We start from the raw sequence: 25,474 nt of genomic DNA, 5'->3' as shown, positions 1-25,474 counted from the left end.
TGGCGATCAGCGCCGGATGCCGCGCACGTCGCGCACCGCGCCGCGGGCGGCGGAGGTGGTGAGCGCCGCATAGGCCTGCAGCGCCTGAGAGACCACGCGCTTGCGGTTCCGCGGCTTCCATGCGGCCTCGCCGGTCGCTTCCATGGCGGCGCGCCGCTGCTCCAGCACCGTGTCCGGCACCGCCACGCGCATGACGCGGTTGGGGATGTCGATCTCGATGATGTCGCCTTCCTCCACCAGGCCGATGGCGCCGCCCTCCGCCGCCTCGGGGGAGACGTGGCCGATGGACAGGCCCGAGGAACCGCCGGAGAAGCGCCCGTCCGTCACCAGGGCGCAGGCTTTCCCGAGGCCCTTCGACTTCAGGTAGGAGGTGGGGTAGAGCATCTCCTGCATGCCGGGGCCGCCGCGCGGGCCCTCGTAGCGGATCAGCACCACGTCGCCGGCCTGGATGCGCCCGGTGGAGAGGATCGCCTCCACCGCCGCGTCCTGGCTCTCGAAGATGCGGGCCGGGCCCTTGAAGGTGAGGATGGAGGCATCCACCCCGGCCGTCTTCACGATGCAGCCATCCAGCGCGATGTTGCCGAACAGCACGGCGAGGCCGCCATCCCTGGAATAGGCATGCTCCAGGTCGCGGATGACGCCCTTTTCACGGTCGACGTCCAGCGTGTCCCAGCGGCTGGCCTGGCTGAAGGCCACCTGGGTGGGCACGCCGCCGGGCGCGGCGCGATAGAAGGTGGTGACGCTCTCGGCCGTGGTGCGCTTCACGTCCCAGCGGTCGAGCGCGTCCTTCAGCGTCGGGGCGTGGACGGTGGGCAGGCCGGTGTGGATGAGGCCCGCCCGGTCCAGTTCGCCGAGGATGCCCATGATGCCGCCGGCCCGGTGGACATCCTCCATGTGGATGTCGGCCACGGCGGGGGCCACCTTGCACAGCACCGGCACCTTGCGCGAGAGGCGGTCGATGTCCGCCATGGTGAACGGCACCTCGCCCTCGTTGGCGGCGGCGAGCAGGTGCAGCACCGTGTTGGTGGAGCCGCCCATGGAGATGTCCAGCGTCATGGCGTTCTCGAACGCCTCGAAGGTGGCGATGGCGCGCGGCAGCACGCGCGCGTCGTCCTGCTCGTAATAGCGGCGCGCGAGATCGACGATCAGGTGCCCCGCCTCCACGAACAGGCGCTTGCGGTCGGCGTGGGTGGCGAGGATGGAGCCGTTGCCGGGCAGTGACAGGCCCAGCGCCTCGGTGAGGCAGTTCATGGAGTTGGCCGTGAACATGCCCGAGCACGAGCCGCAGGTGGGGCAGGCGGAACGCTCCATCACCTGCACGTCGGCGTCGCTGACCTTGTCGTCCGCCGCGGCGATCATGGCGTCGATGAGGTCCACCTTCTTGGGGCCGGTGGAGAGCAGCACCTTGCCCGCCTCCATGGGCCCGCCCGAGACGAACACGGCGGGAATGTTGAGGCGCAGCGCCGCCATCAGCATGCCGGGGGTGATCTTGTCGCAGTTGGAGATGCACACCATGGCGTCGGCGCAGTGGGCGTTCACCATGTATTCCACGCTGTCGGCGATGATCTCGCGCGAGGGCAGGGAATAGAGCATGCCGTCGTGGCCCATGGCGATGCCGTCATCCACCGCGATGGTGTTGAACTCCTTGGCGACGCCGCCCGCCTTCTCGATCTCGTGCGCCACCAGCTGGCCGAGGTCCTTCAGGTGCACATGGCCAGGCACGAACTGGGTGAAGGAGTTCACCACCGCGATGATGGGCTTGCCGAAGTCCCCGTCCTTCATGCCGGTGGCGCGCCACAGGCCGCGGGCGCCGGCCATGTTGCGGCCGTGGGTGGAGGTGCGGGAGCGGTATTGGGGCATCTTCCTCTTCGCCTTCTCGTGCGGGACTTTTCCGTGCGGTCGCGTGGGGCGCCGTTGGTCCGCCGACACCTTCGTGCGCGGCCGGCGCTCCAGGCGCAAGATTGTGCCGGCTGTCTTAGAGCGAATTCGGGCGAAGTGAAATCATTTCAAAACGCGCGGCGCGCCGGAGCGCCGCCGAGGCCGGCTCACGGCGGCGGCTTGGTGTCGGGCGCGGTCCAGGCGCGCATGGGTGCGTGGTCCCGGCCCCGCGCGGCGGCGGAAAGGCCGTAGTGGGCGGCGAGCCGGTCGAGGGCGAGGCCCAGCACCACCTTGGCGGTGCGCGCGGGCCAGCGCCGCTCGCCCTCCACCTCCTCCAGCCCCTTCAGGAAGCAGCACACGTCGACCAGCACGCCGGACAGCTCGGGCCCCACGGCGCCGAGCGCGCGGTCGAACCGGGACTTGGCCGTGAGCACCATGTCGGTGAAGGCTTCCGGCCCGCCACCGCCGGGCGTCGGCTCCCAGCGGCTGGTGACGCGGGGCGTCAGGCTGGCGCGGGTGAAGTCGGCGCGCAGGCGCTCGCCGGCGGCGAGCTGCGCCGCGTCCACCAGCGGGCGTCCGTCCCGCCCGGCGCGGCGGGCGAGCCAGGTGAGCGGGCTTTCCGAGAGATTGCGCAGGGGTTTCGCGGCTGCGGTCGTTCGCGGCGCGCGGGCGGGGCGGGCGGAGGCGGGGCGGGCCATGGGCTAGCGCTCCGCCGCCCAGCGCAGGCCGGCTTCCAGCGCGGCGACGTGCCGGTCGAACCCGGCCTCGTCGCGCTGGTCCTCGATGCGGCGGCAGGCATGGGCGACCGTGGTCCGATCCCGCCCGAAGGCCCGCGCCACCTCGGCCTGGGAAAGGCCCAGCACCACATGGGCGAGATACATGGCGAGCTGGCGCGCCGCCGCCACTTGGGCCGGGGAGCGGTGGAGCGCCAGCAGGCCCTCCACATCCACGCCCTCGGCGGCGCAGACCAGCGCGATGGCGATCCGCGCCGGAGGGGCGGGTTCCCGGCGGGCGGGCGGAAGCGGTCGGGCGACAATGGGCGCGCTCCGCACGCGGGCGGAAAGGGGGGATGGCGCATCGGTCAGGGACATCGCAACCTCGTGGATATAGGTTTATAATCCTACACTCATCATGGCGCGTTGCAAGGTCGGGGGGATGGCGCCTTCCGCGTGAGGGTGTCGCGAGGGACGATTTAATACCTTAATAAATCGAATGATTTCCAGCATAGGGGATGTCGCGTAGGCGATGTTGTGGTAGGATTTTATCCCCATTACCCTCCTCTGCCCTCACTCTGGTGCCGTTCGGCTGCAGGGGAAGGATGCGATGGAGATCGAGCGGCGCGCGGGGCGCATCAGGGCATTTCGCTGCGAGGAGGCGGAGGCGCAGGTGGAGCGGCGCCTGGCGGCATTGGCGGTGCTGTTCGCCGATCCGCGTGACATTGAGCGCGCGTTGCGGGACGCGCGGCGGGCGGGCCGGACCGGCGCCCTCCACTACGATCCCGCCCGCCATGCGGCGCTCGCGCGTTTGTGGAGGGCGCGGAGCGCGGGGGCCACAGGGGCGGCGAAGGGTGATCGGGAAAACGGGCGTGGCCTAGAGCATTTCCGGCGAAAGCCGGTCCGCCGGAAATGCTCTAACTTATTGGCTTGACGCAATTCCGGACGCAAAGCGCGCTGCGCGTTCTTGCTGGAATTGCTCTAGGCGCGGCCCAGGGCAGGCGGGGCGCCGCGTGCGGGCCAAAGGTCGGCGAAGGCACGGCGATGCGGAAAGGCCGCCGCATCCCTGGGGCCGGAGGAAGAGGGGGGCGGAGGGCTCCGCCCCCGCGGGCCGCCGGGCGCCGGGCCCGGCCGCCGTCGCGGCACGCGGTCTCAGAGCCCTTCGAACAGGGCGGTGGAAAGGTAGCGTTCGGCGAAGGAGGGGACGATGGCGACGATGGTCTTGCCGGCGAGCTCTTCGCGCCCTGCGATCTCCAGCGCGGCCGCGATGGCGGCGCCGGAGGAGATGCCGCCGGGAATGCCCTCATAGCGGGCGAGCGCGCGGGCGGTGTCGAAGGCGGTCTGGTTGCCCACCGTCACCACCTCGTCGATGATGGAGCGGTCGAGCACGTCGGGGACGAAGCCGGCGCCGATGCCCTGGATCTTGTGCGGGCCGGGCGCGCCGCCGGACAGCACCGGCGAATCCTCCGGCTCCACCGCGACGATGCGGACGGAGGGCTTGTAGGCCTTCAGCACCTGGCCGATGCCGGTGATGGTGCCGCCGGTGCCGACGCCGGCCACCACCACATCCACCTTGCCTTCGGTGTCGTTCCAGATCTCCTCGGCGGTGGTGTGCCGGTGCACCTCGGGGTTGGCCTTGTTCTTGAACTGCTGGGGCATCACCGCCTTGGGCAGCTCCTGGATGAGCTGCTCGGCCTTGGCCACGGCGCCCTTCATGCCCAGGTTGGCGGGGGTGAGCACCAGCTCGGCACCGAGCAGCGCCACCATCTTGCGGCGCTCCATGGACATGCTCTCCGGCATCACCAGGATGAGGCGATAGCCGCGCGCGGCCGCCACGAAGGCGAGCGCGATGCCGGTGTTGCCGGAGGTGGGCTCCACCAGCACGGTGTCCGCGTCCAGCGCGCCTTCCTTCTCCATCGCCTCGATCATGGCGACGCCGATGCGGTCCTTCACGCTGTTGATGGGGTTGAAGAACTCCAGCTTGGCGAGGATGTCGGCGCGAGCGCCGCGCAGCTGCGGCAGGCGCTTCAGGCGCACCAGGGGCGTGTTGCCGATGGTCTCGGTGATGGAATCATAGACCACGCCGCGGCCGGGGCGCGGGAGCTTGGCGGGAATGACTTTGGCGGATTCGGCCATGGTCGGCTCCTGGATTGCTCAATATTGCGGCCTCGCGCGGAGTGCGGCGGGGCCTCGCGGAAAGTTCAGATGGTGAAATCGATGTCGGTGCGGTCGGGCCCGTGCCCGGTGCTGTCGGCGGCGCGGCAGAGATCCTCGAGGGTCACTGCGTCGAGGGCGGTGTCGAAGGTGGTCTCGGCGGCGGAGACGGCCGGCTGCACCACGTCGGTGACGAGGGGCGGCAGGATGATCTCGTTCTCTTCCTCGGCGCCCTCGACCACGCGCACGATCTCCGCCACCGACACGCGCCGGCGCTCGCGCGCCAGCTCGTAGCCGCCGCGCGGGCCGCGCACGCCCTTCAGCACGCCGGCATGCACCAGGGCCTGGAGCACCGGCTCCAGCCGCCGGGGCGGAAGGCCGTGACGGGCGGCGAGGGCCTTGGCGGCAACCGGAGTGCCGCGCGCATGAACGGCGACATCCACCACGGCGGCGATGGCCAGAAGGCTCTTGTCGGATAAACGCGGCATTTCCGTGTGACTATCTCTCAATCACGCGCCGGAAAGCCCTGTTGATCCAAAACCACCGACGCCGCGTGCACTTTCCACTAATTCTCCGGATTCTGCCAGCATTATTTGCGTGACCGGCGCCACCACCAGCTGGGCGATGCGCATGCCGCGGGTGAAGGCGAAGGGCTCGGGTCCCAGGTTGACGAGGATCACCTTCACCTCGCCCCGATAGTCCCAGTCGATGGTGCCGGGGCTGTTGAGCACGGTGATGCCGTGCTTCAGCGCGAGGCCGGAGCGGGGCCGCACCTGCCCCTCGTAGCCCTCGGGCAAGGCGAGGGCGAAGCCGGTGGGCACGGCGGCGATGGCGCCGGGCGCGAGGACGAGCGGCGCGTCCTCGGCCACCGCGCAGGGCAGGTCGAGGCCGGCGGCGCCGGCGGTGGCGTAGGCGGGCAGGGGCAGGCCGGCGCCGTGGGGCAGGCGCACGACGGAGACGACGGGCCGGCTCATGCCTCGTCCTCCGTGGCGGGGAGCGCCTTTGCGATGCGCGCGACGAGGCGGGCGGCCACCTCGGCCTTGGAGGCGGGCGGCCAGTGCTCCACCCCCTCCGCGCTCACGATGTGCACGGTGTTGCTGTCGCCGCCCATGATGCCGGTGGCGGGGGAGACGTCGTTGGCGACGATCCAGTCGCAGCCCTTGCGCGCGCGCTTGGCCTCGGCGTGGGCGATGACCGCCTGCGTTTCCGCAGCGAAGCCCACCACCAGGCGCGGCCTCAGGGTGGGGTGGCGTGAGATCGTTGCGAGGATGTCGGGGTTCTCCACCAGGGTCAGGACGGGTGGGCCGCCGCCGTCCTTCTTGATCTTCTGCTCCGCCGCCCCGGCCACCCGCCAGTCGGCGACGGCGGCGGCGAAGACGGCCGCATCCGCCGGCAGCTCGGCCTCCACCGCGTCCAGCATCTCGCGCGCGCTCTCCACATGGATCACCCGCACCCCGGCGGGGTCCGCCGCCTCGGCGGGGCCGCTGATGAGCACCACCTCGGCGCCCGCGCGCGCGGCGGCGGCGGCGATGGCGTGCCCCTGCTTGCCGGACGAGCGGTTGGCGATGTAGCGCACCGGGTCGATGGGCTCATGGGTGGGGCCGGAGGTGACGAGCAGGCGTCGTCCGGCGAGCGGCCGTCCGGCGCCGCCCGCCTCCGCGAGGCGCCGGGCGATGGCGTCGAGGATCTCCATGGGCTCGGCCATGCGGCCCTCGCCGAACTCGCCGCGCTCCGCCATGGCGCCGGCGTTCGGCCCGACCACGGCGATGCCGTCCGCCCGCAGGGTGGCGAGGTTGCGCCGGGTGGCCGGATGCGCCCACATGCGCGGGTTCATGGCGGGGGCGACCAGCACCGGCTTGTCGGTGGCCAGCAGGGCGGTGGAGGCGAGGTCGTCGGCGAGGCCGGCGGCCATCTTGGCCAGCAGGTCGGCGGTGGCCGGGGCCACTACCACCAGGTCCGCCTCGCGCGAGAGCCTGATATGGCCGATGTCGTGCTCGGCGGTGAGGTCGAACAGCTCGCAGAACACCCGCTCGCCGGTGAGCGCGCCCACCGAGAGGGGGGTGACGAACTGCTGCGCCGCCGGCGTGAGGATGGCGCGCACCCGCGCGCCGCGCTCCTTCAGGCGGCGGATGAGGTCGAGGCACTTGTAGGCGGCGATCCCGCCACCGATGATGAGGAGAATGCGCTGCTCGGCGAGCATCGGCGGGCTCCGGAATGGCCACGGGAACGCCGCCTCGCCTCGGTGGCCGGGCGGCCCGAAGGCATATAGCGCGGGCGCCTCTCCTGCGCGAGCGCGGGTGCCCCTCGAACACCGGCCGGGGCGGCCGGCGGCGGCTCCCGGTGGCCGGCCTGCCGCTTAGAGCGTTTCCGAGCGAAGTGGAGGCCGGTTCGCGTGAAGGAAGCGCGTCATTGCAGGAGGCTGGATCGTTTCCGCGTTTCCATGAAATGCTGAAACGATCTAGAGAGTTGACAGGGCTTGGTCTTTTGCGTCCGTTATCCGGGCGTATCGCGTCGTGAGGCGGGGGCGAGCATGGTGCAGGTGAACGCGTCCGATGAGCCACGCCTCACGGCTTTCGGCGGGGAATTCAAGGACCCGGCGGTGGAGGCCGCCTTTCGCGCCGACCGGCTCGACGTGGCCAAGGGCCACGCGCGGCTGCTGTTCGCCCTGTCGGCGGTGCTCAATGCCTTCTTCCTGCTGAGCGACTGGCGATTCGAGGGCACCGCGCACTTCGTGGTGGCGCTCTCGGCGCGCTTCAGCGTCATCTTCATCTCCCTGTTCTGCCTCGTGGCCGGGCACCTGACCCGCCGGGCGCGCGAGCTCGACGCGGTGGAGACCCTCTGGCAATGGGTCACGGGCGCGGCGGTGGCGGTGCTGGTGGGCACGCGCAGCGAGCTGGCCCTGTTCGTGGTCGTGCTTCTGCCCACAATATATTACCTCACCGTGCCGCTGCCCTTCTGGCTGTGCGTGTTCAACGGGGTCGGCCTCAGCGCGCTGCTGCTGCTGGGCTATCTGGACCCCGCCGAGCCCTGGCGCCTGGCGGCGGGCCTTGCCGTGGCGGTGGGGACGCTGAACGCGGCCATGATGATCGTGGTCTCGCGGGCCAACCGGCTGGATCGCCTGCAATGGGCGGCGGTGATCGCCGGGAAGCGGGCCAATGCGCGCCTGCGCGAGAGCGAGAACCTGCTGGAGAAGACCTTCCAGGCCGTGCCGGTGCCGCTGGTGGCGAGCACGCTCGCGGACGGTACCGTGCTGAAGTGCAACGAAGCGGCCTTGCGCTTCTACGGCATCTCGCAGGACGCGGCTCTTCGGGTGAAGACCCCTGACATTTACCTTTCCACACGTGAGCGCACCCTCCTCCTGCAGCGCCTGCAGGAGGAGGGTGCGGTAACAGATTTCTCCACCGCCATCCGCCTCGCGGACGGCACCCGGCGCGATGTGCTGCTGGCTGCCTCTCCGGTCGAGTTCGGCGGGGAGCCGGGCATGGTGGCGGCGGTGATCGACATCACCGAGCGGGCGGCGGTGGAGCAGCAGGTGCGCTACGCGGCGACGCACGATTCGCTCACCGGCCTGCCCAACCGCGCCGCCTTCCATGCGCGGCTGGAGGCGGCGTTCGGCACGCGGCGTCCGGCGGAGGGCGTCTGCCTGCTGCTCATCGACCTCGACGGGCTGAAGGACGTCAACGATTCGCTCGGCCATGACGCCGGCGACATGGTGCTCGCGGAGACCGCGCAGCGGCTCGCCGCGCTGACCGACGGGCTCGGCACGGTCGCGCGGCTCGGCGGCGACGAATTCGTGGTGCTGCTGGTGGCGCCGGAGGCCATGGAGGCCGGCCGGCGGCTGGCCCAGCGCGTCCTCACCGACCTCAGGCGGCCCGTGACCTGCCAGGGGCGCCAGCTCTCCACCCGTGCCAGCGTGGGCATCGCCGCCTGCCCGGAGCACGACTGCACCTATGGCGAGCTGATGAAGGACGCGGACCTCGCGCTCTATGCCGCCAAGCAGCAGGGCCGCAACCGGCTGATGATCTACGCGCCGGGCATGCGCCAGGCGGTGCAGGAACGCGTGACGCTGCTGCGCGACATCACCGCCGCCCTCGCCGACGACCAGATCGAGCCCTTCTACCAGCCGAAGGTGTGCCTCACCACCGGGCGGCTGGCGGGGTTCGAGGCGCTGGTGCGCTGGCGCCGCTCGGAGCATGTGGTGCTGGCCCCGGCCGCGTTCGAGCTCGCGCTCATGGACCGGGAGGTGGCGGTGATGATCGGCGAGCGGATGGTGCGCCGGGTCACCAGCGACGTGCGCGGCTGGATCGAGGCGGGGTACGACTGCGGCCGCGTCGCCATCAACCTCTCTGCGGCGGAGTTCACCCACCGCGACCTGGGCGAGACGCTGCTGCGCCAGTTCCATGCCGCCGGCGTGGAGCCCGACCGGTTCGATGTCGAGATCACCGAAACCGTCTTCCTCGGCCGCAACTCGGACCATGTGGCCCCGATCCTCGACGAGCTCTACCGGGCGGGGGTGCGGGTGGCGCTGGACGATTTCGGCACCGGCTACGCCGCGCTCATCCACCTGAAGCAGCTGCCCATCGACACCATCAAGATCGACCGCGGCTTCGTGAAGGACATCGAGCAGGACGCCTTCGACACCGCCATCGTCTGCGCGGTGATCGAGCTCGGGCGCAATCTTGGCATGCGGGTGGTGGCGGAGGGGGTGGAAACGGCGGGCCAGGCACGGTTCCTGCGTGAGCGGGGCTGCCAGTTCGCGCAAGGCTTCCTGTTCTTCCGGCCGCTGCCGAGCCAGGAGGTGCCGGCCCTGCTGCGGGCTGAGAACGCGCAGGCCGCGCGCGCGCGGCTCGATCTCTTCATGTGAGCGGCGGACCGCGGCAGGCTCCGGCTGCTCGGGGGCGTTGCCCGCATCCATCGATTGAATGCTTTGTGTTCCGGGCTGTCCCGGAGCGCTGGCCCGATGCGCGCGCCACGCGCAAAGATGAGTTGTGTACAGGGATATCCTGCCGGACTCCTCATCTCCTGTATTTCTTGTAAGGAAACAAATTGTACTTTTCAGGCCCTGCGCGATGTCGCGGATGTGACCAGAAGTACATTCCGTCGCAGGCGCTGCATTCCAGCTGATATCACAGCGGCTTATTGAGGCATGCCTATCAAATGGGCAACTTTGCCTGCAGGTTGTGCACGACATCAGAATAAATCTAACTCAAAATGTCGCTAAACAGACAAAGAAACGGGGGGCGGTCCGAGGTGACGGAGACAACACCATGGCCATTGAAGAAGCGGTTCACCCGGAAGCAGCCCATCTGGAGGCGGTGCATCCGCAGCATGATGCTGCGTCCGCGCACATGCCTCTCGTGTCGTTGAGTGACGTCGCGCTCACGGGGATCTACGAGATCTCGAAGATCCTGACGGGTCCCAACCGTCTGGAAACGACTTTGTCGAGCGTGGTGAACCTGCTTTCTTCCTTCCTGCAGATGCGCCACGGCGTGATTTCATTGCTCGAGGACGATGGCATCCCGGACATCACCGTGGGTGTCGGCTGGAACGAGGGGACGGATGCGCGCTATCGCGCCCGCCTGCCGGAGAAGGCCATCGGCCAGATCATCGCCACGGCGGTGCCGCTGATCGCCGAGAACGTGGCGAGCCATCCGGCCTTCAGCACCGCCGACGCCGAGGCGCTCGGCGCCAGCGCGGACAGCCGCGTGTCCTTCATCGGCGTGCCCATCCGCGTCGCCTCGAGGGTGATCGGCACCTTGACCATCGACCGGGTGTGGGACGGACGTTCCGTGTTCCGCCTCGATTCGGATGTGCGCTTCCTCACCATGGTGGCCAACCTCATCGGCCAGACCGTGCAGCTGCACCGCGTGGTCACGCGTGACCGCGAGCGGCTGATGGCGGAGAGCGGGCGCCTGCAGAAGGAGCTGCTGGAGCTGAAGCCCACCCGCGAGCGGCGCAAGGTGTACGTGGACGGCATCGTGGGCGAGAGCCCCGAGATCCGGGCGCTGCTGGAGAAGATCACCATCGTCGCCAAGTCCCATTCGCCGGTGCTGCTGCGCGGCGAATCCGGCACCGGCAAGGAGCTGATCGCCAAGGCGATCCACGAGCTTTCGAACCGCGCCAAGGGGCCCTTCATCAAGCTCAACTGCGCGGCGCTGCCGGAATCGGTTCTGGAATCCGAGCTGTTCGGCCATGAGAAGGGCGCCTTCACCGGCGCGGTGGGGGCCCGCAAGGGGCGCTTCGAGCTGGCCGACAAGGGCACGCTCTTCCTCGACGAGATCGGCGAGATCTCGCCCGCCTTCCAGGCCAAGCTGCTGCGCGTGCTGCAGGAGCAGGAGTTCGAGCGGGTCGGCGGCAGCCACACCCTCAAGGTGAACGTGCGGGTGGTCGCGGCCACCAACCGGAACCTGGAGGAGGCGGTGGCGCGCAACGAGTTCCGCGCCGATCTCTACTACCGCATCTCGGTGATCCCGGTGCTGGTGCCCTCGCTGCGCGACCGGCGCAGTGACATTCCGCTGCTCGCCAACGAGTTCCTGGATCGCTTCAACCGGGAGAACGGGCGCGAGCTGCTGTTCGGGCGCGATGCCCTCGAGGTGCTGACGCACTGTGGCTTCCCCGGCAACGTGCGCGAGCTGGAGAACTGCGTGCAGCGCACCGCCACCCTGGCCCAGGGCGAGGCGATCCACCGCGACGATTTCGCCTGCCGCCACAACGAGTGCCTCTCGGCCCTGCTGTGGCGCAATCCGGCGGAGGCGGGGCCCCACCACCGCGGCGTGGACATTCCGCTTCCGGTGGTCGCCGCCCCGCCCCCCGCGGCGGCCAGCGAGGCCGCCAATTCCAACACCGCGCCGCGCATTCCCCCGGCCATGCCCGTCGCCATGCCGCCGGCCTCCGCGGCGGCGGTGGCGCGGCCCCTGGGCGAGGAGGATGACCCCTCCGAGCGGGAGCGGCTGGTGGATGCCATGGAGCGCGCCGGCTGGGTGCAGGCCAAGGCCGCCCGCCTGCTGGGCCTCACCCCCCGGCAGATCGGCTACGCGCTGAAGAAGCACGGCGTCGAGATCAAGCGCTTCTGAGCGCCGCGCGCGTGGAGGCTGCCACGCGAAGGCATCGTGGAAGGCCGGCGGGGTTGCCCCGCCGGCCTTCTTTTTTCTTCCGTCCCCGCAATTGCATATGATTTGCAATCGTTTGGCTTCGGCCGGAAGGCGTGGCAGGTGTCGCACTCACGACACGGTGTCGGGTGCCCGACAGCCCCCGGCGCCCGCTTCCGGGAAAATACGGATTGCATATCAATGGATTGCGATCTGGCACGGGGCTTGAAAGGGGAGCTTGCCTGCCATCATCTGCACATGCGGAGCTAGCCCATGGCCTACAAGATCATTACCTCCCAATGCACCGTGTGCGGCGCTTGCGAGTTCGAGTGCCCCAATGCCGCCATCAGCCTGAAGCGCGACACCTACGTGATCGATCCCAAGAAGTGCACCGAGTGCGAGGGGAGCTACGACACCCCCCAGTGCGCCGTGGTGTGCCCGGTGGAGAACACCTGCGTTCCGGCCTGACGGCCGCTCCGGCCCTTGGGCCGATCAGCGTCGGGGTTCTCCGCGGCGCTTCTGTTCTGTCCGCCGGCGGCGCGCGCTTGCCCCTTCCGGGTGCGGTGCTGCGCGTCGCCAGGGCTTCCGGCGGTCCGGTGGCAAAGCCTGCCGGCTGCTGGCCGGGGGCGCCTCTCCGGCCGCGAGGCGGGGATCGAAAGCCGGCGGGCTTCGGTCCGGAAGTTCACAGCCGATGCCCGGAGCGGGCCGCGCCGACCCATCCGGTCCGCGTCCGTCCTCCGGGTCCGAACACGGTGCGCCAGGCTTGGGTGCGCGTAACGCCGGGAATTTGAACGGAGGACGACATGGCGGCCGTACAGGAAACAGTCGAACAGGTTCGCTCCATCGACGTCGACCAGTACAAATACGGCTTCGAGACCCAGATCGAATCCGAAAAGGCTCCGAAGGGCCTTTCCGAGGAGGTCATCCGCTTCATCTCCGCCAAGAAGGAGGAGCCGGAGTGGATGCTGGAGTGGCGGCTCGATGCTTATCGCCGCTGGCTCAACATGTCCGAGCCCACCTGGGCGCGCGTGGACTTCCCGCAGATCGACTTCCAGGATCTCTATTATTACGCCGCGCCCAAGCAGTTCAAGGCGCCCAAGTCCCTGGACGAGGTCGATCCGGAGATTCTCAAGACCTATGAGAAGCTCGGCATCCCGCTGCGCGAGCAGGAGATTCTCGCCGGCGTCGAGGTGCCGGAGGGCGAGCGGCCGAGGATCGCGGTGGACGCCGTGTTCGACAGCGTCTCCGTCGCCACCACCTTCAAGGAGGAGCTGAAGGCGGCGGGCGTTATCTTCATGCCCATCTCCGAGGCCCTGCGCGAGCATCCCGATTTCGTCCGGAAGTATCTGGGCTCCGTGGTGCCCACCACCGACAATTTCTACGCGACGCTCAATTCCGCGGTGTTCTCGGACGGGTCCTTCGTTTACATCCCGCCGGGCGTGCGCTGCCCCATGGAACTGTCCACCTACTTCCGCATCAACGAGAAGAACACGGGCCAGTTCGAGCGCACCCTCATCATCGCCGATGCCGGCTCCTACGTGTCCTACCTCGAAGGCTGCACGGCGCCCCAGCGCGACGAGAACCAGCTCCACGCCGCCGTGGTCGAGCTGGTGGTGCTCGACGACGCGGAGATCAAGTATTCGACGGTGCAGAACTGGTACCCCGGCGATGCCGAGGGGAAGGGCGGCATCTACAATTTCGTGACCAAGCGCGGCGATTGCCGTGGCAGGAATTCCAAGATCTCCTGGACCCAGGTCGAGACCGGCTCCGCCATCACCTGGAAGTATCCGAGCTGCGTGCTGCGGGGGGAGGGCTCCTCGGGCGAGTTCTACTCCATCGCCATCTCCAACGGCCGCCAGCAGGTGGACAGCGGCACCAAGATGATCCACCTGGGGAAGAACACCTCCAGCCGCATCATCTCCAAGGGCATCTCGGCCGGCCGCTCCAACAACACCTATCGCGGCCTCGTGTCCGCGCACCGCAAGGCGGAAGGCGCGCGCAACTTCACGAACTGCGATTCTCTGCTGATCGGCCACCAGTGCGGCGCGCACACCGTGCCCTACATCGAGGCCAAGAACCCCAAGGCCCAGTTCGAGCACGAGGCCACCACCTCCAAGATCTCCGAGGAAACGCTGTTCTACTGCATGCAGCGCGGCCTTTCCCAGGAGGACGCGGTGGCCCTGGTGGTGAACGGCTTCGTGCGCGACGTGCTCCAGCAGCTGCCCATGGAGTTCGCCGTTGAGGCGCAGAAGCTGATCTCCATCAGCCTCGAAGGCAGTGTCGGCTGAGGCCGCCCGCGACGACATCTTGAACCAGAGGATCCGTGCCATGACCCCCTTGCTGGAAATCCGCGATCTTCATGCCGAGATCACCGGCGGTCGAAAGATCATCAACGGCATGAACCTCACCATCAATCCCGGCGAGGTTCATGCCATCATGGGGCCGAACGGGGCTGGCAAGTCCACGCTGTCCTACGTGCTCTCCGGCAAGCCGGGCTATGAGGTTACGGACGGGGAGGTGATCTTCCGCGGCGTGAACCTGCTGGATCTGACCCCCGACCAGCGCGCGGCGCAGGGCCTGTTCCTGTGCTTCCAGTATCCGCTGGAGATCCCCGGCGTCTCGAACATGGCGTTCCTGCACACGGCGGCGAACAGCCAGCGCAAGCAGCGCGGCGAGCCGGAGCTGACCTCCCCCGAGCTGGTGCGCAAGGTGCGCGAGCTGGGCAAGAAGCTCGGCATCGACACCGACATGCTGAAGCGCCCGGTGAACGTCGGCTTCTCCGGCGGCGAGAAGAAGCGCAACGAAACGCTTCAGATGATGCTGCTGGAGCCCTATCTGAGCATCCTGGACGAGGCGGATTCCGGCCTCGACATCGACGCGCTGAAGGTGGTCTCCAACGGCGTGAACCTGATGCGCTCGCCCGAGCGCTCCATGCTGGTCATCACCCATTACCAGCGCCTGCTCGATTACATCGTGCCGGACGTGGTGCACGTGTTCGCGGCGGGCCGCATCGTCCATACCGGCGGCAAGGAGCTCGCGCTGGAGCTCGAGGCCACCGGCTACGCCCAGTACCAGAACGAAGCGGCGTGAACGCCATGGCCGCCGAAGTCCGCCTCATGAAGACCGCCGCGGAGCTGGCCCTGGCCGATGCCTTCGCCGCCGTGAAATCCACCCTTCCGGGCGACGCCGCTGTCGCCGCCCGGCGCGCCGCCGCCTTTGATGCCTTCGCGGGCACGGGCCTGCCGCACCGTCGCGTGGAGAGCTGGCGCTACACGGACCTGCGCGCCCTCCTGCGCGAGGCGCCGCCCCTGGCGCCGGCGCCGTCGGGCGAGGCGCTGGCCCGCGCGGTCGTCGCCTGTCCCATGCTGGCGGGCATCGACGCGCGCCGCCTCTACGTGGTGGACGGCGCCTTCGCGCCCGACATCTCCGATCTCGCGGGCCTGGAGCCCGGCCTGTCCGTCACCTCGCTTGCCGCGGCGCTCGCGGCGGGGGGCGAGCCGGTGTCGCAGATCGGCCTGACGGTGCCGAGCGAGGATGCCGCGCTCGCGCTCAACGCCGCCTTCATGGGCGACGGCGTGGTGATCGCGCTCGCCGACGGCGCCAGCCTGACGCGGCCGCTGCACCTCGTGTTCGTCACCACCGGGACGGTGCCCACCGCCACCTTCACCCGCTCCCTGATGGTGATGGGCAAGGGCGCCTCCGCCCTGGTGATCGAGAGCCACGAGGGGCTGGGGGGCGCGGCCTACCAGGTCAACACCGCGCTGGAGGCGGTGGTGGGCGAGGGGGCGAGCCTGGAGCGCCTGAAGATCACCGCCGAGGGCGCGGACGCGCTGCACATCTCGACGCTGCTGGCCCGCGTGGCCGGCGGGGCGAAGCTCGCCAACGCGAACTTCACCCTGGGCGGCGCCATCGTCCGCAACCAGATGCTGGTGCAGCTCGACGGCGAGCAGATCGACGCGAGCCTTTCGGGCGTGAGCCTGCTGGCCGGCCGGCAGCATGCGGACACTATGCTTTCGGTGGAGCACATCGCGCCCAATTGTCAGAGCCGGGAGCAGTTCCGCACGGTGGTGGACGACGCGGCGCGGGACATCTTCCAGGGCCGCATCGCGGTGCGCCCGGACGCGCAGAAGACCGACGCGCGCATGATGAGCCGCGCGCTGCTGCTCTCCGACACGGCGGAATCCGACAACAAGCCGGAGCTGGAGATCTTCGCGGACGACGTGCAGTGCGGCCACGGCTGCACCACCGGCTCCCTCGACCAGCAGCTCAAGTTCTACATGATGGCTCGCGGTATCCCGGAGAAGGAGGTCGAGGCGCTCCTGATCCAGGCTTTCGTGGGCGAGGTGATTGATGCTATCGGTCATGAAGGGGTGCGCGCGGCCCTGACCGACGCCACCCGGAACTGGCTCATCGAGCGGAAGTGAGATCCATGCATCCCGCTGTGACCAACGGCGGCTACGACGTCATGCGGGTGCGCGAGGATTTTCCCATCCTCGGCATCCAGGTGAACGGCAAGCCCCTCGTCTATCTCGACAACGGTGCGTCGGCCCAGAAGCCCCAGGCGGTGCTGGACCGGATGAACCAGGTGTACACGGCCGAATATGCCAACGTGCACCGGGGCCTGCACTATCTCGCCAATGCGGCGACCGAGGCCTATGAGGGCGGGCGCGAACGCGTCGCCCGCTTCCTCAATGCCCGCCGCAACGAGGAGATCGTCTTCACCCGCAACGCCACCGAGGCCATCAACCTCGTGGCGGCCACCTACGGGCGCACCCACATCAACGAGGGTGACGAGATCGTGATCTCCATCATGGAGCATCACGCCAACATCGTGCCCTGGCACTTCCTGCGCGAGAGCAGGGGCGCCGTCATCAAGTGGGCGCCGGTGGACGACGAGGGCAACTTCCTCATCGACGAGTTCGAGAAGCTGCTCACGGACCGCACCAAGATCGTGGCCATCACGCAGATGTCCAACGTGCTCGGCACGACGGTCCCGGTGAAGGAGGTGACCCGCATCGCCCACGCGCGCGGCATCCCCGTGCTGGTGGACGGCTCCCAGGGCGCGGTGCACCTCGACGTGGACGTGCAGGATATCGACTGCGACTTCTACGTCATCACCGGCCACAAGCTCTACGGCCCCACGGGCATCGGCGCGCTCTACGGCAAGTACGAGATGCTCGAGGGCATGCCGCCCTTCATGGGCGGCGGCGAGATGATCCGCGAGGTTCACCTCGACACGGTGACGTATGGCGACCCGCCCCATCGCTTCGAGGCGGGCACTCCCGCCATTGTGGAGGCGGCGGGCCTGGGCGCTGCGCTGGATTACATCCAGTCCATCGGCAAGGCGCGCATCCGCGCCCACGAGCAGGACCTGCTGGGCTACGCCATGGAGCGTCTGCGCGAGCTGAACTCCATCCGCATCATCGGCACCGCGAAGGAGAAGGGGGCCATCATCTCGTTCGAGATGAAGGGCGCCCACGCCCACGACTTCGCGACCCTGATCGACCACGACGGCATCGCCGTGCGGGCCGGCACCCACTGCGCCATGCCGCTCATGGACCGCTTCGGCGTCACCGCCACGTGCCGGGCATCCTTCGGGCTCTACAACACGCACGAGGAGGTGGACCGCTTCGTCCAGGCCTTGAAGAAGGCGGAAAGCCTCTTCGGCTGACACGACCACGCCGGCGCCCCAAGCGCCGGCGTTTTTGTTTCCGCGGCGCCTGCCGCGAGGCGCGCTCGCCCGCCGGGCGCGCCGACACTCTCTGCGCTGCGATGCGCGCGCCCTCTTCATCCCTCCTTTTCCGCACGCCTCCGCGTCCCCCGCGGGTGGAGCCGGCGCATGGCGGCGTGCGGATTGCCCCGGCCCTCCTTCGCGCGCCGGATCGCCGTCTTCCGGTATCGCCGTGGCGCCGCGTGCGTCCGGCCCGGAGGGCACGCAAGGGCATGTTTCATTTCGAACAGTGGCTCGGGGCTATGTTGGGGCCCATCGGCCTGTGTCGGGTTCTGAACACGCCCCCGTCTTCCCGACACGCCCCGCTATCTCTCTACATTTGAATAGTTTTTGACTGCGCGCAGCGCTGGCACGCTCGTTGCAATCCCCTTCTCGGGCAACAGGTTGCAGGCTTTGTGGGCTGCCAAGGAGCCTGGTCCGCATCTGCGCCGAGGCGCTGAGTGCAAGGGGTGCGCCCGGGCAACGGGGGCGCACCGGTCCAACGGCGGCAACCGCCCCCCGGGGGCGTGCGCCGACACCGGTGAAGTTCATTAGGAGAGCAAGATGTCGCTGCGACAGATCGCGTTTTACGGCAAGGGTGGTATCGGCAAGTCGACCACCTCCCAGAACACCCTGGCCGCGCTTGCGGAGATGGGCCAGAAGATCCTCATCGTGGGCTGCGACCCGAAGGCCGACTCCACCCGCCTGATCCTGCACGCCAAGGCCCAGGACACCATCCTCTCGCTGGCCGCCAACGCCGGCTCGGTGGAGGACCTGGAGCTCGAGGACGTGATGAAGGTGGGCTTCCGCGACATCCGTTGCGTGGAGTCGGGCGGCCCGGAGCCGGGCGTGGGCTGCGCCGGCCGCGGCGTCATCACCTCCATCAACTTCCTTGAGGAGAACGGCGCTTACGAAGGCGTGGACTACGTCTCCTACGACGTGCTCGGCGACGTGGTGTGCGGCGGCTTCGCCATGCCCATCCGCGAGAACAAGGCGCAGGAAATCTACATCGTCATGTCCGGCGAGATGATGGCCATGTATGCGGCCAACAACATCTCCAAGGGCATCCTGAAGTACGCCAATTCCGGCGGCGTGCGCCTGGGCGGCCTGGTCTGCAACGAGCGCCAGACCGACAAGGAGCTGGAGCTGGCGGAGTCCCTGGCGAAGAAGCTTGGTACGAAGCTGATCTATTTCGTGCCGCGCGACAACATCGTGCAGCACGCCGAGCTGCGCCGCATGACCGTGATCGAGTATGCGCCCGAAAGCGCCCAGGCCCAGCACTACCGGAATCTGGCGACCAAGGTGCACGCCAATGCCGGCAACGGCATCATCCCGACCCCCATCACCATGGACGAGCTCGAGGACCTGCTCATGGAGCACGGCATCATGCAGGCCATCGACGAGAGCCAGGTCGGCAAGACCGCCGCTGAGCTCGCCGCTGGCTGAGCGTGAAGATTCCGGCCGGCCCGATCCGCGGGCCGGCCGGCTCGAAGGCAACCCCAACGAGAGCGAGATTTCAAGATGAGCTTGGCCGAAAAGCAGAGCGTTGCTGAAATCAAGGCGCGCAATAAGGAACTCATCGCGGAAGTCCTCAAGGTTTATCCCGAGAAGACCGCGAAGCGTCGCGCGAAGCACCTCAACGTGCACGAAGCCGGCAAGTCCGACTGCGGCGTGAAGTCCAACATCAAGTCCATCCCGGGCGTGATGACCATCCGTGGCTGCGCCTACGCCGGTTCGAAGGGCGTGGTGTGGGGTCCTATCAAGGACATGATACACATCTCCCACGGCCCGGTCGGCTGCGGCCAGTATTCCTGGGCGGCGCGCCGTAACTACTACATCGGCACGACCGGCATCGACACCTTCGTGACGATGCAGTTCACCTCCGATTTCCAGGAAAAGGACATCGTCTTCGGCGGCGACAAGAAGCTCGCCAAGATCATGGACGAGATCCAGGACCTGTTCCCGCTCAACAACGGCATCACCGTCCAGTCCGAGTGCCCGATCGGCCTCATCGGCGACGACATCGAGGCCGTGTCGAAGGTGAAGTCGAAGGAATTCGACGGCAAGACCATCGTTCCCGTGCGTTGCGAGGGCTTCCGCGGCGTGTCCCAGTCCCTGGGCCACCATATCGCCAACGACGCCATCCGCGACTGGATCTTCGACAAGCAGGATCCGAACAAGCCCGCCATGTTCGAGGCCACCCCGTATGACGTCGCCATCATCGGCGACTACAACATCGGTGGCGACGCGTGGTCCTCGCGCATCCTGCTCGAGGAGATGGGCCTGCGCGTGATCGCCCAGTGGTCGGGCGACGGCTCGCTCGCCGAGCTGGAGAACACCCCGAAGGCCAAGCTGAACGTCCTCCACTGCTACCGTTCGATGAACTACATCTCGCGGCACATGGAAGAGAAGTTTGGTATTCCGTGGTGCGAGTACAACTTCTTCGGCCCCTCGAAGATCGCCGAGTCGCTGCGCAAGATCGCCAGCTATTTCGACGACAAGATCAAGGAAGGCGCCGAGCGCGTCATCGCCAAGTACCAGCCGCTGATGGACGCGGTGATCGCCAAGTACCGTCCGCGCCTCGAAGGCAAGACCGTGATGCTGTACGTGGGCGGCCTGCGTCCCCGTCACGTCATCGGCGCCTACGAGGACCTGGGCATGGAAGTGGTGGGCACCGGCTACGAGTTCGCCCACAACGACGACTATCAGCGCACCGCCCAGCACTACGTCAAGGATGGCACGATCATCTATGACGACGTGACCGGCTACGAGTTCGAGAAGTTCGTCGAGAAGATCCAGCCCGACCTCGTCGGCTCCGGCATCAAGGAAAAGTACGTCTTCCAGAAGATGGGCGTGCCCTTCCGCCAGATGCACTCCTGGGACTACTCCGGCCCGTACCACGGCTACGACGGCTTCGCGATCTTCGCCCGCGACATGGATATGGCCATCAACTCCCCCGTCTGGAAGATGACCAACACCCCGTGGAAGAAGTCGCCCGCCAAGCCGACCCTGCTGGCGGCCGAGTGATCGCGCGCCGGTAAGCGCCTGTTCCGGCCCCTCCCGCACGCGGGAGGGGTTCCGGGCGGCTCCCGAAGTTCAAGACCCACCACAAGGGGTTCGCTATGCCACAAAATGCAGAAAACGTGCTGGACCACTTCGAGCTGTTCCGTGGTCCCGAATACCAGCAGATGCTGGCCAACAAGAAGAAGATGTTCGAGAACCCCCGCGATCCGGCCGAAGTGGAGCGGATCCGCGAGTGGACCAAGACGCCCGAGTACCAGGAAAAGAACTTCGCCCGCGAAGCCCTGACCGTGAACCCGGCCAAGGCGTGCCAGCCGCTCGGCGCGGTGTTCGTGGCGGTCGGCTTCGAGAGCACGGTTCCCTTCGTGCACGGCTCGCAGGGCTGCGTGGCGTACTATCGCTCGCACTTCTCGCGCCACTTCAAGGAGCCCACCTCCTGCGTGTCTTCTTCCATGACGGAAGACGCGGCGGTGTTCGGCGGCCTCAACAACATGATTGATGGCCTCGCCAACACCTACAACATGTACAAGCCGAAGATGATCGCCGTCTCCACCACCTGCATGGCGGAAGTCATCGGCGACGACCTCAACGCCTTCATCAAGACCGCGAAGGAAAAGGGCTCGGTCCCGGCCGAGTACGACGTGCCCTTCGCCCACACCCCGGCCTTCGTCGGCAGCCACATCACCGGCTACGACAACGCCATGAAGGGTGTCCTCGAGCATTTCTGGGATGGCAAGGCCGGCACCGCGGAAAAGCTTGAGCGCGTGCCCAACGAGAAGATCAACTTCCTCGGCGGTTTCGACGGCTACACTGTCGGCAACCTGCGCGAGATCAAGCGCATCTTCAACCTGATGGGTGTTGAATACACCATCCTCGGCGACAATTCCGACGTGTGGGACACCCCCACCGACGGCGAGTTCCGCATGTATGACGGCGGCACCACGCTGGAGGACGCGGCCGCGGCCGTCCACGCCAAGGCCACCATCTCCATGCAGGAATACTGCACCGAGAAGACCCTGCCCTTCATCGCGGGCCATGGCCACGAAGTGCTGGCGTTCAACCACCCGGTGGGCGTTTCCGGCACCGACAAGTTCCTGATGGAAGTCTCCCGCATCACCGGCAAGGAGATCCCGGAGGAGCTCGCCCGCGAGCGCGGCCGCCTCGTGGACGCCATCGCCGACTCCTCGGCCCACATCCACGGCAAGAAGTTCGCGATCTACGGCGATCCGGACCTGTGCTACGGCCTCGCCGCTTTCCTGCTGGAGCTCGGAGCCGAGCCCACCACCGTTCTCGCCACCAACGGCAACAAGCGTTGGGAAGAGAAGATGCAGGCGCTCTTCGCCTCCTCGCCGTTCGGCCAGAACTGCAAGGTCTACGCCGGCAAGGACCTGTGGCACATGCGCTCGCTCCTCTTCACGGAGCCGGTGGATTTCCTGATCGGCAACACCTACGGCAAGTATCTGGAGCGCGACACGGGCACCCCGCTGATCCGCATCGGCTTCCCGATCTTCGACCGTCACCACCACCACCGCCGTCCGGTGTGGGGCTACCAGGGTGGCATGAACGTGCTCATCACCATCCTGGATAAGATCTTCGACACCATCGACAACAACACCAACGTGCCGGCCAAGACCGACTACTCCTTCGACATCATCCGTTGATGCCTTCGACCCGGGCGGGGTGACCCGCCCGGGATCTTGCGTGACCGCGAGCCGATCCGGGGCCCCGCCCGGGCCGACCCGACAGGGAGAATTCCAGAAAATTTCCCGCGATCCGACACAGCCCCCTTGTTGAAGGAGAGATCCATGAGCTCGCTGTCCAACACGATTCAGGCCGTCTTCAACGAACCGGGGTGCGCGAAGAACCAGAACAAATCCGAAGCCGAGAAGAAGAAGGGCTGCACCAAGCAGCTGCAGCCCGGCGGCGCCGCCGGCGGCTGCGCGTTCGACGGCGCGAAGATCGCGCTCCAGCCCTTCACCGATGTCGCCCACCTCGTGCACGGCCCCATCGCCTGCGAGGGCAATTCCTGGGACAATCGCGGCGCCAAGTCCTCGGGCTCGAACATCTGGCGCACCGGCTTCACCACCGACATCAATGAAACGGACGTGGTGTTCGGCGGCGAGAAGCGCCTGTTCAAGTCCATCAAGGAAATCATCGAGAAATACGATCCCCCGGCGATCTTCGTCTACCAGACCTGCGTGCCCGCCATGATCGGCGACGACATCGACGCGGTCTGCAAGGCGGCGAAGGAGAAGTTCGGCACGCCGGTGATCCCGATCAATTCACCCGGCTTCGTGGGGCCGAAGAACCTCGGCAACAAGCTGGCGGGCGAGGCCATCCTCGAGCATGTCATCGGCACCGAGGAGCCCGAATACACCACGCCCTACGACATCAACATCATCGGCGAATACAATCTTTCCGGCGAGCTGTGGCAGATCAAGCCGCTTCTCGACGAACTGGGCATCCGCGTCCTCGCCTGCATTTCCGGCGACGGGAAGTACAAGGATGTCGCCTCCTCGCACCGCGCCAAGGCGGCGATGATGGTGTGCTCCAAGGCCATGATCAACGTGGCCCGCAAGATGGAGGAGCGCTACGACATCCCCTTCTTCGAGGGCTCCTTCTACGGAATCCAGGATTCCTCCGATTCCCTGCGCGAAATCGCGCGCATGCTCATCGAGAAGGGCGCCGACGCGGAGCTGATGGACCGCACCGAGGCGCTCATCGCCCGCGAGGAGAAGAAGGCCTGGGAGGCCATCGCGCGGTTCAAGCCCCGCTTCAAGGACAAGAAGGTGCTGCTCATCACCGGCGGCGTGAAGTCGTGGTCGGTGGTGGCGGCGCTGCAGGAGGCGGGCCTGGAGCTGGTGGGCACCTCGGTGAAGAAGTCCACCAAGGAAGACAAGGAGCGCATCAAGGAGCTGATGGGCCAGGACGCCCACATGATCGAGGATATGAAGCCTCGTGAAATGTACAAGATGCTGAAGGACGCGAAGGCCGACATCATGCTCTCGGGCGGCCGCTCGCAGTTCGTGGCGCTCAAGGCCAAGATGCCCTGGCTCGACATCAACCAGGAACGCCACCACGCCTACATGGGCTATGTGGGCATGGTGAAGCTGGTCGAGGAGATCGACAAGGCGCTCTACAATCCGGTGTGGGAACAGGTGCGCAAGCCCGCCCCCTGGGACAATCCCGAGGAGAGCTGGGAAACCCGCGCCCTCGCCCAGATGGAGGCGGAGGCCGCCGCTCTCGCGGCCGACCCCGCCGCCGCCGAGGCCGCGCGCCGCGCCAGGAAGATCTGCAACTGCAAGAGCGTCGATCTCGGCACCATCGAGGATGCCATCGCCGCCCACGGCCTCACCACGGTGGAGGGGGTGCGCACACACACCCAGGCTTCTGGCGGCTGCGGCGCCTGCGCGGTGCGCATCGACGAGATCTTCGAGGCCCTGGGCGTCGGCGCGGTGCCGCCCGCGGTCGCGGCCGAGTGAGGAGGCGGGCATGGCGAAGCTGATCCCCTCCCGCAAGGCCTGCACGGTCAATCCGCTGAAGATGAGCCAGCCCATCGGCGGCGCGCTCGCCTTCATGGGCCTGCGCGGCTGCATGCCGCTGCTGCACGGCTCCCAGGGCTGCACCTCGTTCGGGCTGGTGCTGTTCGTGCGCCACTTCAAGGAGGCCATTCCGCTCCAGACCACGGCTATGAGCGAGGTCGCGACCGTGCTCGGCGGGCTGGAGAATGTGGAGCAGGCGATCCTCAACATCTACAACCGCACCAATCCCGAGATCATCGGCATCTGCTCCACCGGTGTCACCGAGACCAAGGGCGACGATGTGGACGGCTACATCAAGCTGATCCGCGCCAAGTATCCCGAGCTCGCCGATTTCCCGCTCGTCTATGTCTCGACCCCCGATTTCAAGGACGCGTTCCAGGACGGCTGGGCGAAGACCGTGACCCGCATGGTGGAGTGCCTGGTGAAGGCGCCCGCGCCGGATGTGGCGAAGGACAAGGGGCGCATCAACGTGCTGCCCGGCTGCCACATGACGCCCGGCGACCTCGACGAGCTGCGCGGCATCATCGAGGACTTCGGCCTTCAGCCTTCCTTCCTGCCGGACCTCGCCGGCTCCCTCGACGGCCACATTCCGGACGATTTCACCCCCACCACCATCGGCGGCATCGGCGTGGACGAGGTGGCGCGCATGGGCGAGGCGCCCTGGACCATCGCCATCGGCGCGCAGATGCGCCCGGCGGCGGAGGCCATGGAGCGCAGGACCGGTTCGAAGGCCCGCGTGTTCGAGCGGCTGTGCGGGCTCGCTCCGAACGACGAATTCTTCATGTTCCTCAGCGAGGTTTCGGGCCGCCCCGTGCCGCGCAAGTATCGGCGCCAGCGCGGCCAGCTGGTGGATGCGATGCTCGACGCCCATTTTCACCTTGGCGGGCGGCGGCTTGCCATCGGCGCCGAGCCCGACCTGCTGTTCGATGTCGGCTCCATGCTGCACGAGATGGGAGCGCACATCCTCGCCGCCGTCACCACCACCCAGTCGCCGGTGTTCGAGCGCCTGCCGGCGGAAGAGGTGCTGATCGGCGATTTGGAGGATCTGGAGACCCTGGCGAAGGCGCGCGGCTGCGACCTTCTGCTGACCCATTCCCACGGGCGGCAGGCGGCGGAACGGCTTGCCATTCCCTTCCATCGCATCGGGCTGCCCATCTTCGACCGGCTGGGCGCCGGCCACCAGCTCTCGGTGGGCTATCGCGGCACGCGCGACCTCATCTTCACCCTCGCGAACCTGGTCATGAAGGACCACGACGAAAACCACGAGCCGACGCCCGAGACCTGGCGCGACCCGTGGAACGCCGACGGCCATGGCCACGGAACTGGCACGACTTCTGCAGCGCTCCACCACTAAGAAGAACGTCGAGG

At 67.7% G+C, this 25,474-nt stretch carries 20 protein-coding genes; 13 read left to right on the top strand and 7 right to left on the bottom strand.

Annotated features, from left to right (window positions below):
* Positions 1–6 precede the first annotated feature (6 nt).
* From ilvD to V5F75_RS01640, 3 genes are all read right to left on the bottom strand, one after another.
* Positions 7–1,860, bottom strand: coding sequence for a dihydroxy-acid dehydratase (gene ilvD, locus V5F75_RS01650; protein WP_394036954.1), 1,854 nt, complete (start codon positions 1,858–1,860; stop codon positions 7–9).
* Between the two features lie 185 nt (positions 1,861–2,045).
* Complete coding sequence (locus tag V5F75_RS01645; protein WP_394036956.1) at positions 2,046–2,576, bottom strand: DUF6456 domain-containing protein; 531 nt, start codon at positions 2,574–2,576, stop codon at positions 2,046–2,048.
* Between the two features lie 3 nt (positions 2,577–2,579).
* Complete coding sequence (locus tag V5F75_RS01640) at positions 2,580–2,969, bottom strand: helix-turn-helix domain-containing protein (RefSeq protein WP_394036958.1); 390 nt, start codon at positions 2,967–2,969, stop codon at positions 2,580–2,582.
* 232 nt (positions 2,970–3,201) lie between these two features.
* Between V5F75_RS01640 and V5F75_RS01635 the strand changes: the two genes are divergently transcribed.
* Positions 3,202–3,525, top strand: coding sequence for a hypothetical protein (locus tag V5F75_RS01635; RefSeq protein WP_394036960.1), 324 nt, complete (start codon positions 3,202–3,204; stop codon positions 3,523–3,525).
* A 218-nt stretch (positions 3,526–3,743) separates the two neighbouring features.
* On the opposite strand, the gene cysK is transcribed toward V5F75_RS01635, so the two are convergent.
* The 4 genes from cysK to coaBC all read right to left on the bottom strand — a co-directional run bounded on the left by cysK (position 3,744) and on the right by coaBC (position 6,945).
* Positions 3,744–4,727, bottom strand: coding sequence for a cysteine synthase A (gene cysK / locus V5F75_RS01630; RefSeq protein WP_394036962.1), 984 nt, complete (start codon positions 4,725–4,727; stop codon positions 3,744–3,746).
* A gap of 65 nt (positions 4,728–4,792) precedes the next feature.
* Entirely contained in the window at positions 4,793–5,233 is a 441-nt protein-coding gene (locus V5F75_RS01625) for an RrF2 family transcriptional regulator (protein WP_394036964.1), read from the bottom strand.
* 21 nt (positions 5,234–5,254) lie between these two features.
* Complete coding sequence (gene dut / locus V5F75_RS01620) at positions 5,255–5,719, bottom strand: dUTP diphosphatase (protein ID WP_394036966.1); 465 nt, start codon at positions 5,717–5,719, stop codon at positions 5,255–5,257.
* Positions 5,716–6,945 (bottom strand): bifunctional phosphopantothenoylcysteine decarboxylase/phosphopantothenate--cysteine ligase CoaBC, encoded by a 1,230-nt coding sequence (gene coaBC, locus V5F75_RS01615; protein WP_394036968.1) that lies wholly within the window; start codon positions 6,943–6,945, stop codon positions 5,716–5,718. The genes dut and coaBC overlap by 4 nt, the downstream gene beginning before the upstream one ends.
* 330 nt (positions 6,946–7,275) lie before the next feature.
* Here coaBC and V5F75_RS01610 point away from each other — a divergent pair, with 330 nt between their 5' ends.
* The 12 genes from V5F75_RS01610 (at position 7,276) to nifN (ending at position 25,460) form a co-directional block, all read left to right on the top strand.
* Positions 7,276–9,609 carry a putative bifunctional diguanylate cyclase/phosphodiesterase gene (locus V5F75_RS01610; RefSeq protein WP_394036970.1) on the top strand — a complete coding sequence of 778 codons (2,334 nt, stop codon included), beginning with the start codon at positions 7,276–7,278 and terminating at the stop codon, positions 9,607–9,609.
* Between the two features lie 403 nt (positions 9,610–10,012).
* Positions 10,013–11,818, top strand: a complete 1,806-nt coding sequence (gene nifA / locus V5F75_RS01605; RefSeq protein WP_394036972.1) for a nif-specific transcriptional activator NifA — start codon at positions 10,013–10,015, stop codon at positions 11,816–11,818.
* A 288-nt stretch (positions 11,819–12,106) separates the two neighbouring features.
* A complete protein-coding gene (locus V5F75_RS01600) occupies positions 12,107–12,301 on the top strand; it encodes a 4Fe-4S binding protein (RefSeq protein WP_393989512.1) in 195 nt (64 codons plus the stop codon).
* A 335-nt stretch (positions 12,302–12,636) separates the two neighbouring features.
* Positions 12,637–14,121 (top strand): Fe-S cluster assembly protein SufB, encoded by a 1,485-nt coding sequence (sufB, locus tag V5F75_RS01595; RefSeq protein WP_394036974.1) that lies wholly within the window; start codon positions 12,637–12,639, stop codon positions 14,119–14,121.
* A 40-nt stretch (positions 14,122–14,161) separates the two neighbouring features.
* Positions 14,162–14,923: a Fe-S cluster assembly ATPase SufC gene (gene sufC, locus V5F75_RS01590; RefSeq protein ID WP_394036976.1), complete on the top strand. Its 762-nt coding sequence runs from the start codon at positions 14,162–14,164 to the stop codon at positions 14,921–14,923.
* A gap of 5 nt (positions 14,924–14,928) precedes the next feature.
* Entirely contained in the window at positions 14,929–16,257 is a 1,329-nt protein-coding gene (gene sufD / locus V5F75_RS01585) for a Fe-S cluster assembly protein SufD (RefSeq protein WP_394036978.1), read from the top strand.
* A 5-nt stretch (positions 16,258–16,262) separates the two neighbouring features.
* Positions 16,263–17,504 (top strand): cysteine desulfurase, encoded by a 1,242-nt coding sequence (locus V5F75_RS01580; protein WP_394036980.1) that lies wholly within the window; start codon positions 16,263–16,265, stop codon positions 17,502–17,504.
* 603 nt (positions 17,505–18,107) lie between these two features.
* Positions 18,108–18,989 carry a nitrogenase iron protein gene (gene nifH / locus V5F75_RS01575; protein ID WP_394036982.1) on the top strand — a complete coding sequence of 294 codons (882 nt, stop codon included), beginning with the start codon at positions 18,108–18,110 and terminating at the stop codon, positions 18,987–18,989.
* A 75-nt stretch (positions 18,990–19,064) separates the two neighbouring features.
* Positions 19,065–20,570 carry a nitrogenase molybdenum-iron protein alpha chain gene (gene nifD / locus V5F75_RS01570; RefSeq protein WP_394036984.1) on the top strand — a complete coding sequence of 502 codons (1,506 nt, stop codon included), beginning with the start codon at positions 19,065–19,067 and terminating at the stop codon, positions 20,568–20,570.
* 95 nt (positions 20,571–20,665) lie between these two features.
* A complete protein-coding gene (gene nifK / locus V5F75_RS01565; RefSeq protein ID WP_394036986.1) occupies positions 20,666–22,225 on the top strand; it encodes a nitrogenase molybdenum-iron protein subunit beta in 1,560 nt (519 codons plus the stop codon).
* A 144-nt stretch (positions 22,226–22,369) separates the two neighbouring features.
* Complete coding sequence (nifE, locus tag V5F75_RS01560; RefSeq protein WP_394036988.1) at positions 22,370–24,046, top strand: nitrogenase iron-molybdenum cofactor biosynthesis protein NifE; 1,677 nt, start codon at positions 22,370–22,372, stop codon at positions 24,044–24,046.
* 10 nt (positions 24,047–24,056) lie between these two features.
* Complete coding sequence (nifN, locus tag V5F75_RS01555) at positions 24,057–25,460, top strand: nitrogenase iron-molybdenum cofactor biosynthesis protein NifN (RefSeq protein ID WP_394036990.1); 1,404 nt, start codon at positions 24,057–24,059, stop codon at positions 25,458–25,460.
* Positions 25,461–25,474: the final 14 nt, after the last annotated feature.

It is taken from the genome of Xanthobacter albus (assembly GCF_043194895.2).
GTDB lineage: Bacteria > Pseudomonadota > Alphaproteobacteria > Rhizobiales > Xanthobacteraceae > Xanthobacter.
Note: the sequence above shows the minus strand (reverse complement) of the source record. Positions and strands in the feature narration are given on the sequence as shown.

What these genes read in the sequence shown, in the direction of transcription:
- nifK (WP_394036986.1), top strand. Translation starts at nt 20,666, where the DNA reads ATGCCACAAAATGCAGAAAACGTGCTGGACCACTTCGAGCTGTTCCGT.
- sufD (WP_394036978.1), top strand. Translation starts at nt 14,929, where the DNA reads ATGGCCGCCGAAGTCCGCCTCATGAAGACCGCCGCGGAGCTGGCCCTG.
- V5F75_RS01625 (WP_394036964.1), bottom strand. Translation starts at nt 5,233, where the DNA reads ATGCCGCGTTTATCCGACAAGAGCCTTCTGGCCATCGCCGCCGTGGTG.
- cysK (WP_394036962.1), bottom strand. Translation starts at nt 4,727, where the DNA reads ATGGCCGAATCCGCCAAAGTCATTCCCGCCAAGCTCCCGCGCCCCGGC.
- ilvD (WP_394036954.1), bottom strand. Translation starts at nt 1,860, where the DNA reads ATGCCCCAATACCGCTCCCGCACCTCCACCCACGGCCGCAACATGGCC.
- nifA (WP_394036972.1), top strand. Translation starts at nt 10,013, where the DNA reads ATGGCCATTGAAGAAGCGGTTCACCCGGAAGCAGCCCATCTGGAGGCG.
- sufC (WP_394036976.1), top strand. Translation starts at nt 14,162, where the DNA reads ATGACCCCCTTGCTGGAAATCCGCGATCTTCATGCCGAGATCACCGGC.
- V5F75_RS01600 (WP_393989512.1), top strand. Translation starts at nt 12,107, where the DNA reads ATGGCCTACAAGATCATTACCTCCCAATGCACCGTGTGCGGCGCTTGC.
- V5F75_RS01580 (WP_394036980.1), top strand. Translation starts at nt 16,263, where the DNA reads ATGCATCCCGCTGTGACCAACGGCGGCTACGACGTCATGCGGGTGCGC.
- V5F75_RS01635 (WP_394036960.1), top strand. Translation starts at nt 3,202, where the DNA reads ATGGAGATCGAGCGGCGCGCGGGGCGCATCAGGGCATTTCGCTGCGAG.
- nifE (WP_394036988.1), top strand. Translation starts at nt 22,370, where the DNA reads ATGAGCTCGCTGTCCAACACGATTCAGGCCGTCTTCAACGAACCGGGG.
- nifD (WP_394036984.1), top strand. Translation starts at nt 19,065, where the DNA reads ATGAGCTTGGCCGAAAAGCAGAGCGTTGCTGAAATCAAGGCGCGCAAT.
- V5F75_RS01640 (WP_394036958.1), bottom strand. Translation starts at nt 2,969, where the DNA reads ATGTCCCTGACCGATGCGCCATCCCCCCTTTCCGCCCGCGTGCGGAGC.
- nifN (WP_394036990.1), top strand. Translation starts at nt 24,057, where the DNA reads ATGGCGAAGCTGATCCCCTCCCGCAAGGCCTGCACGGTCAATCCGCTG.
- nifH (WP_394036982.1), top strand. Translation starts at nt 18,108, where the DNA reads ATGTCGCTGCGACAGATCGCGTTTTACGGCAAGGGTGGTATCGGCAAG.
- coaBC (WP_394036968.1), bottom strand. Translation starts at nt 6,945, where the DNA reads ATGCTCGCCGAGCAGCGCATTCTCCTCATCATCGGTGGCGGGATCGCC.
- dut (WP_394036966.1), bottom strand. Translation starts at nt 5,719, where the DNA reads ATGAGCCGGCCCGTCGTCTCCGTCGTGCGCCTGCCCCACGGCGCCGGC.
- V5F75_RS01610 (WP_394036970.1), top strand. Translation starts at nt 7,276, where the DNA reads ATGGTGCAGGTGAACGCGTCCGATGAGCCACGCCTCACGGCTTTCGGC.
- sufB (WP_394036974.1), top strand. Translation starts at nt 12,637, where the DNA reads ATGGCGGCCGTACAGGAAACAGTCGAACAGGTTCGCTCCATCGACGTC.
- V5F75_RS01645 (WP_394036956.1), bottom strand. Translation starts at nt 2,576, where the DNA reads ATGGCCCGCCCCGCCTCCGCCCGCCCCGCCCGCGCGCCGCGAACGACC.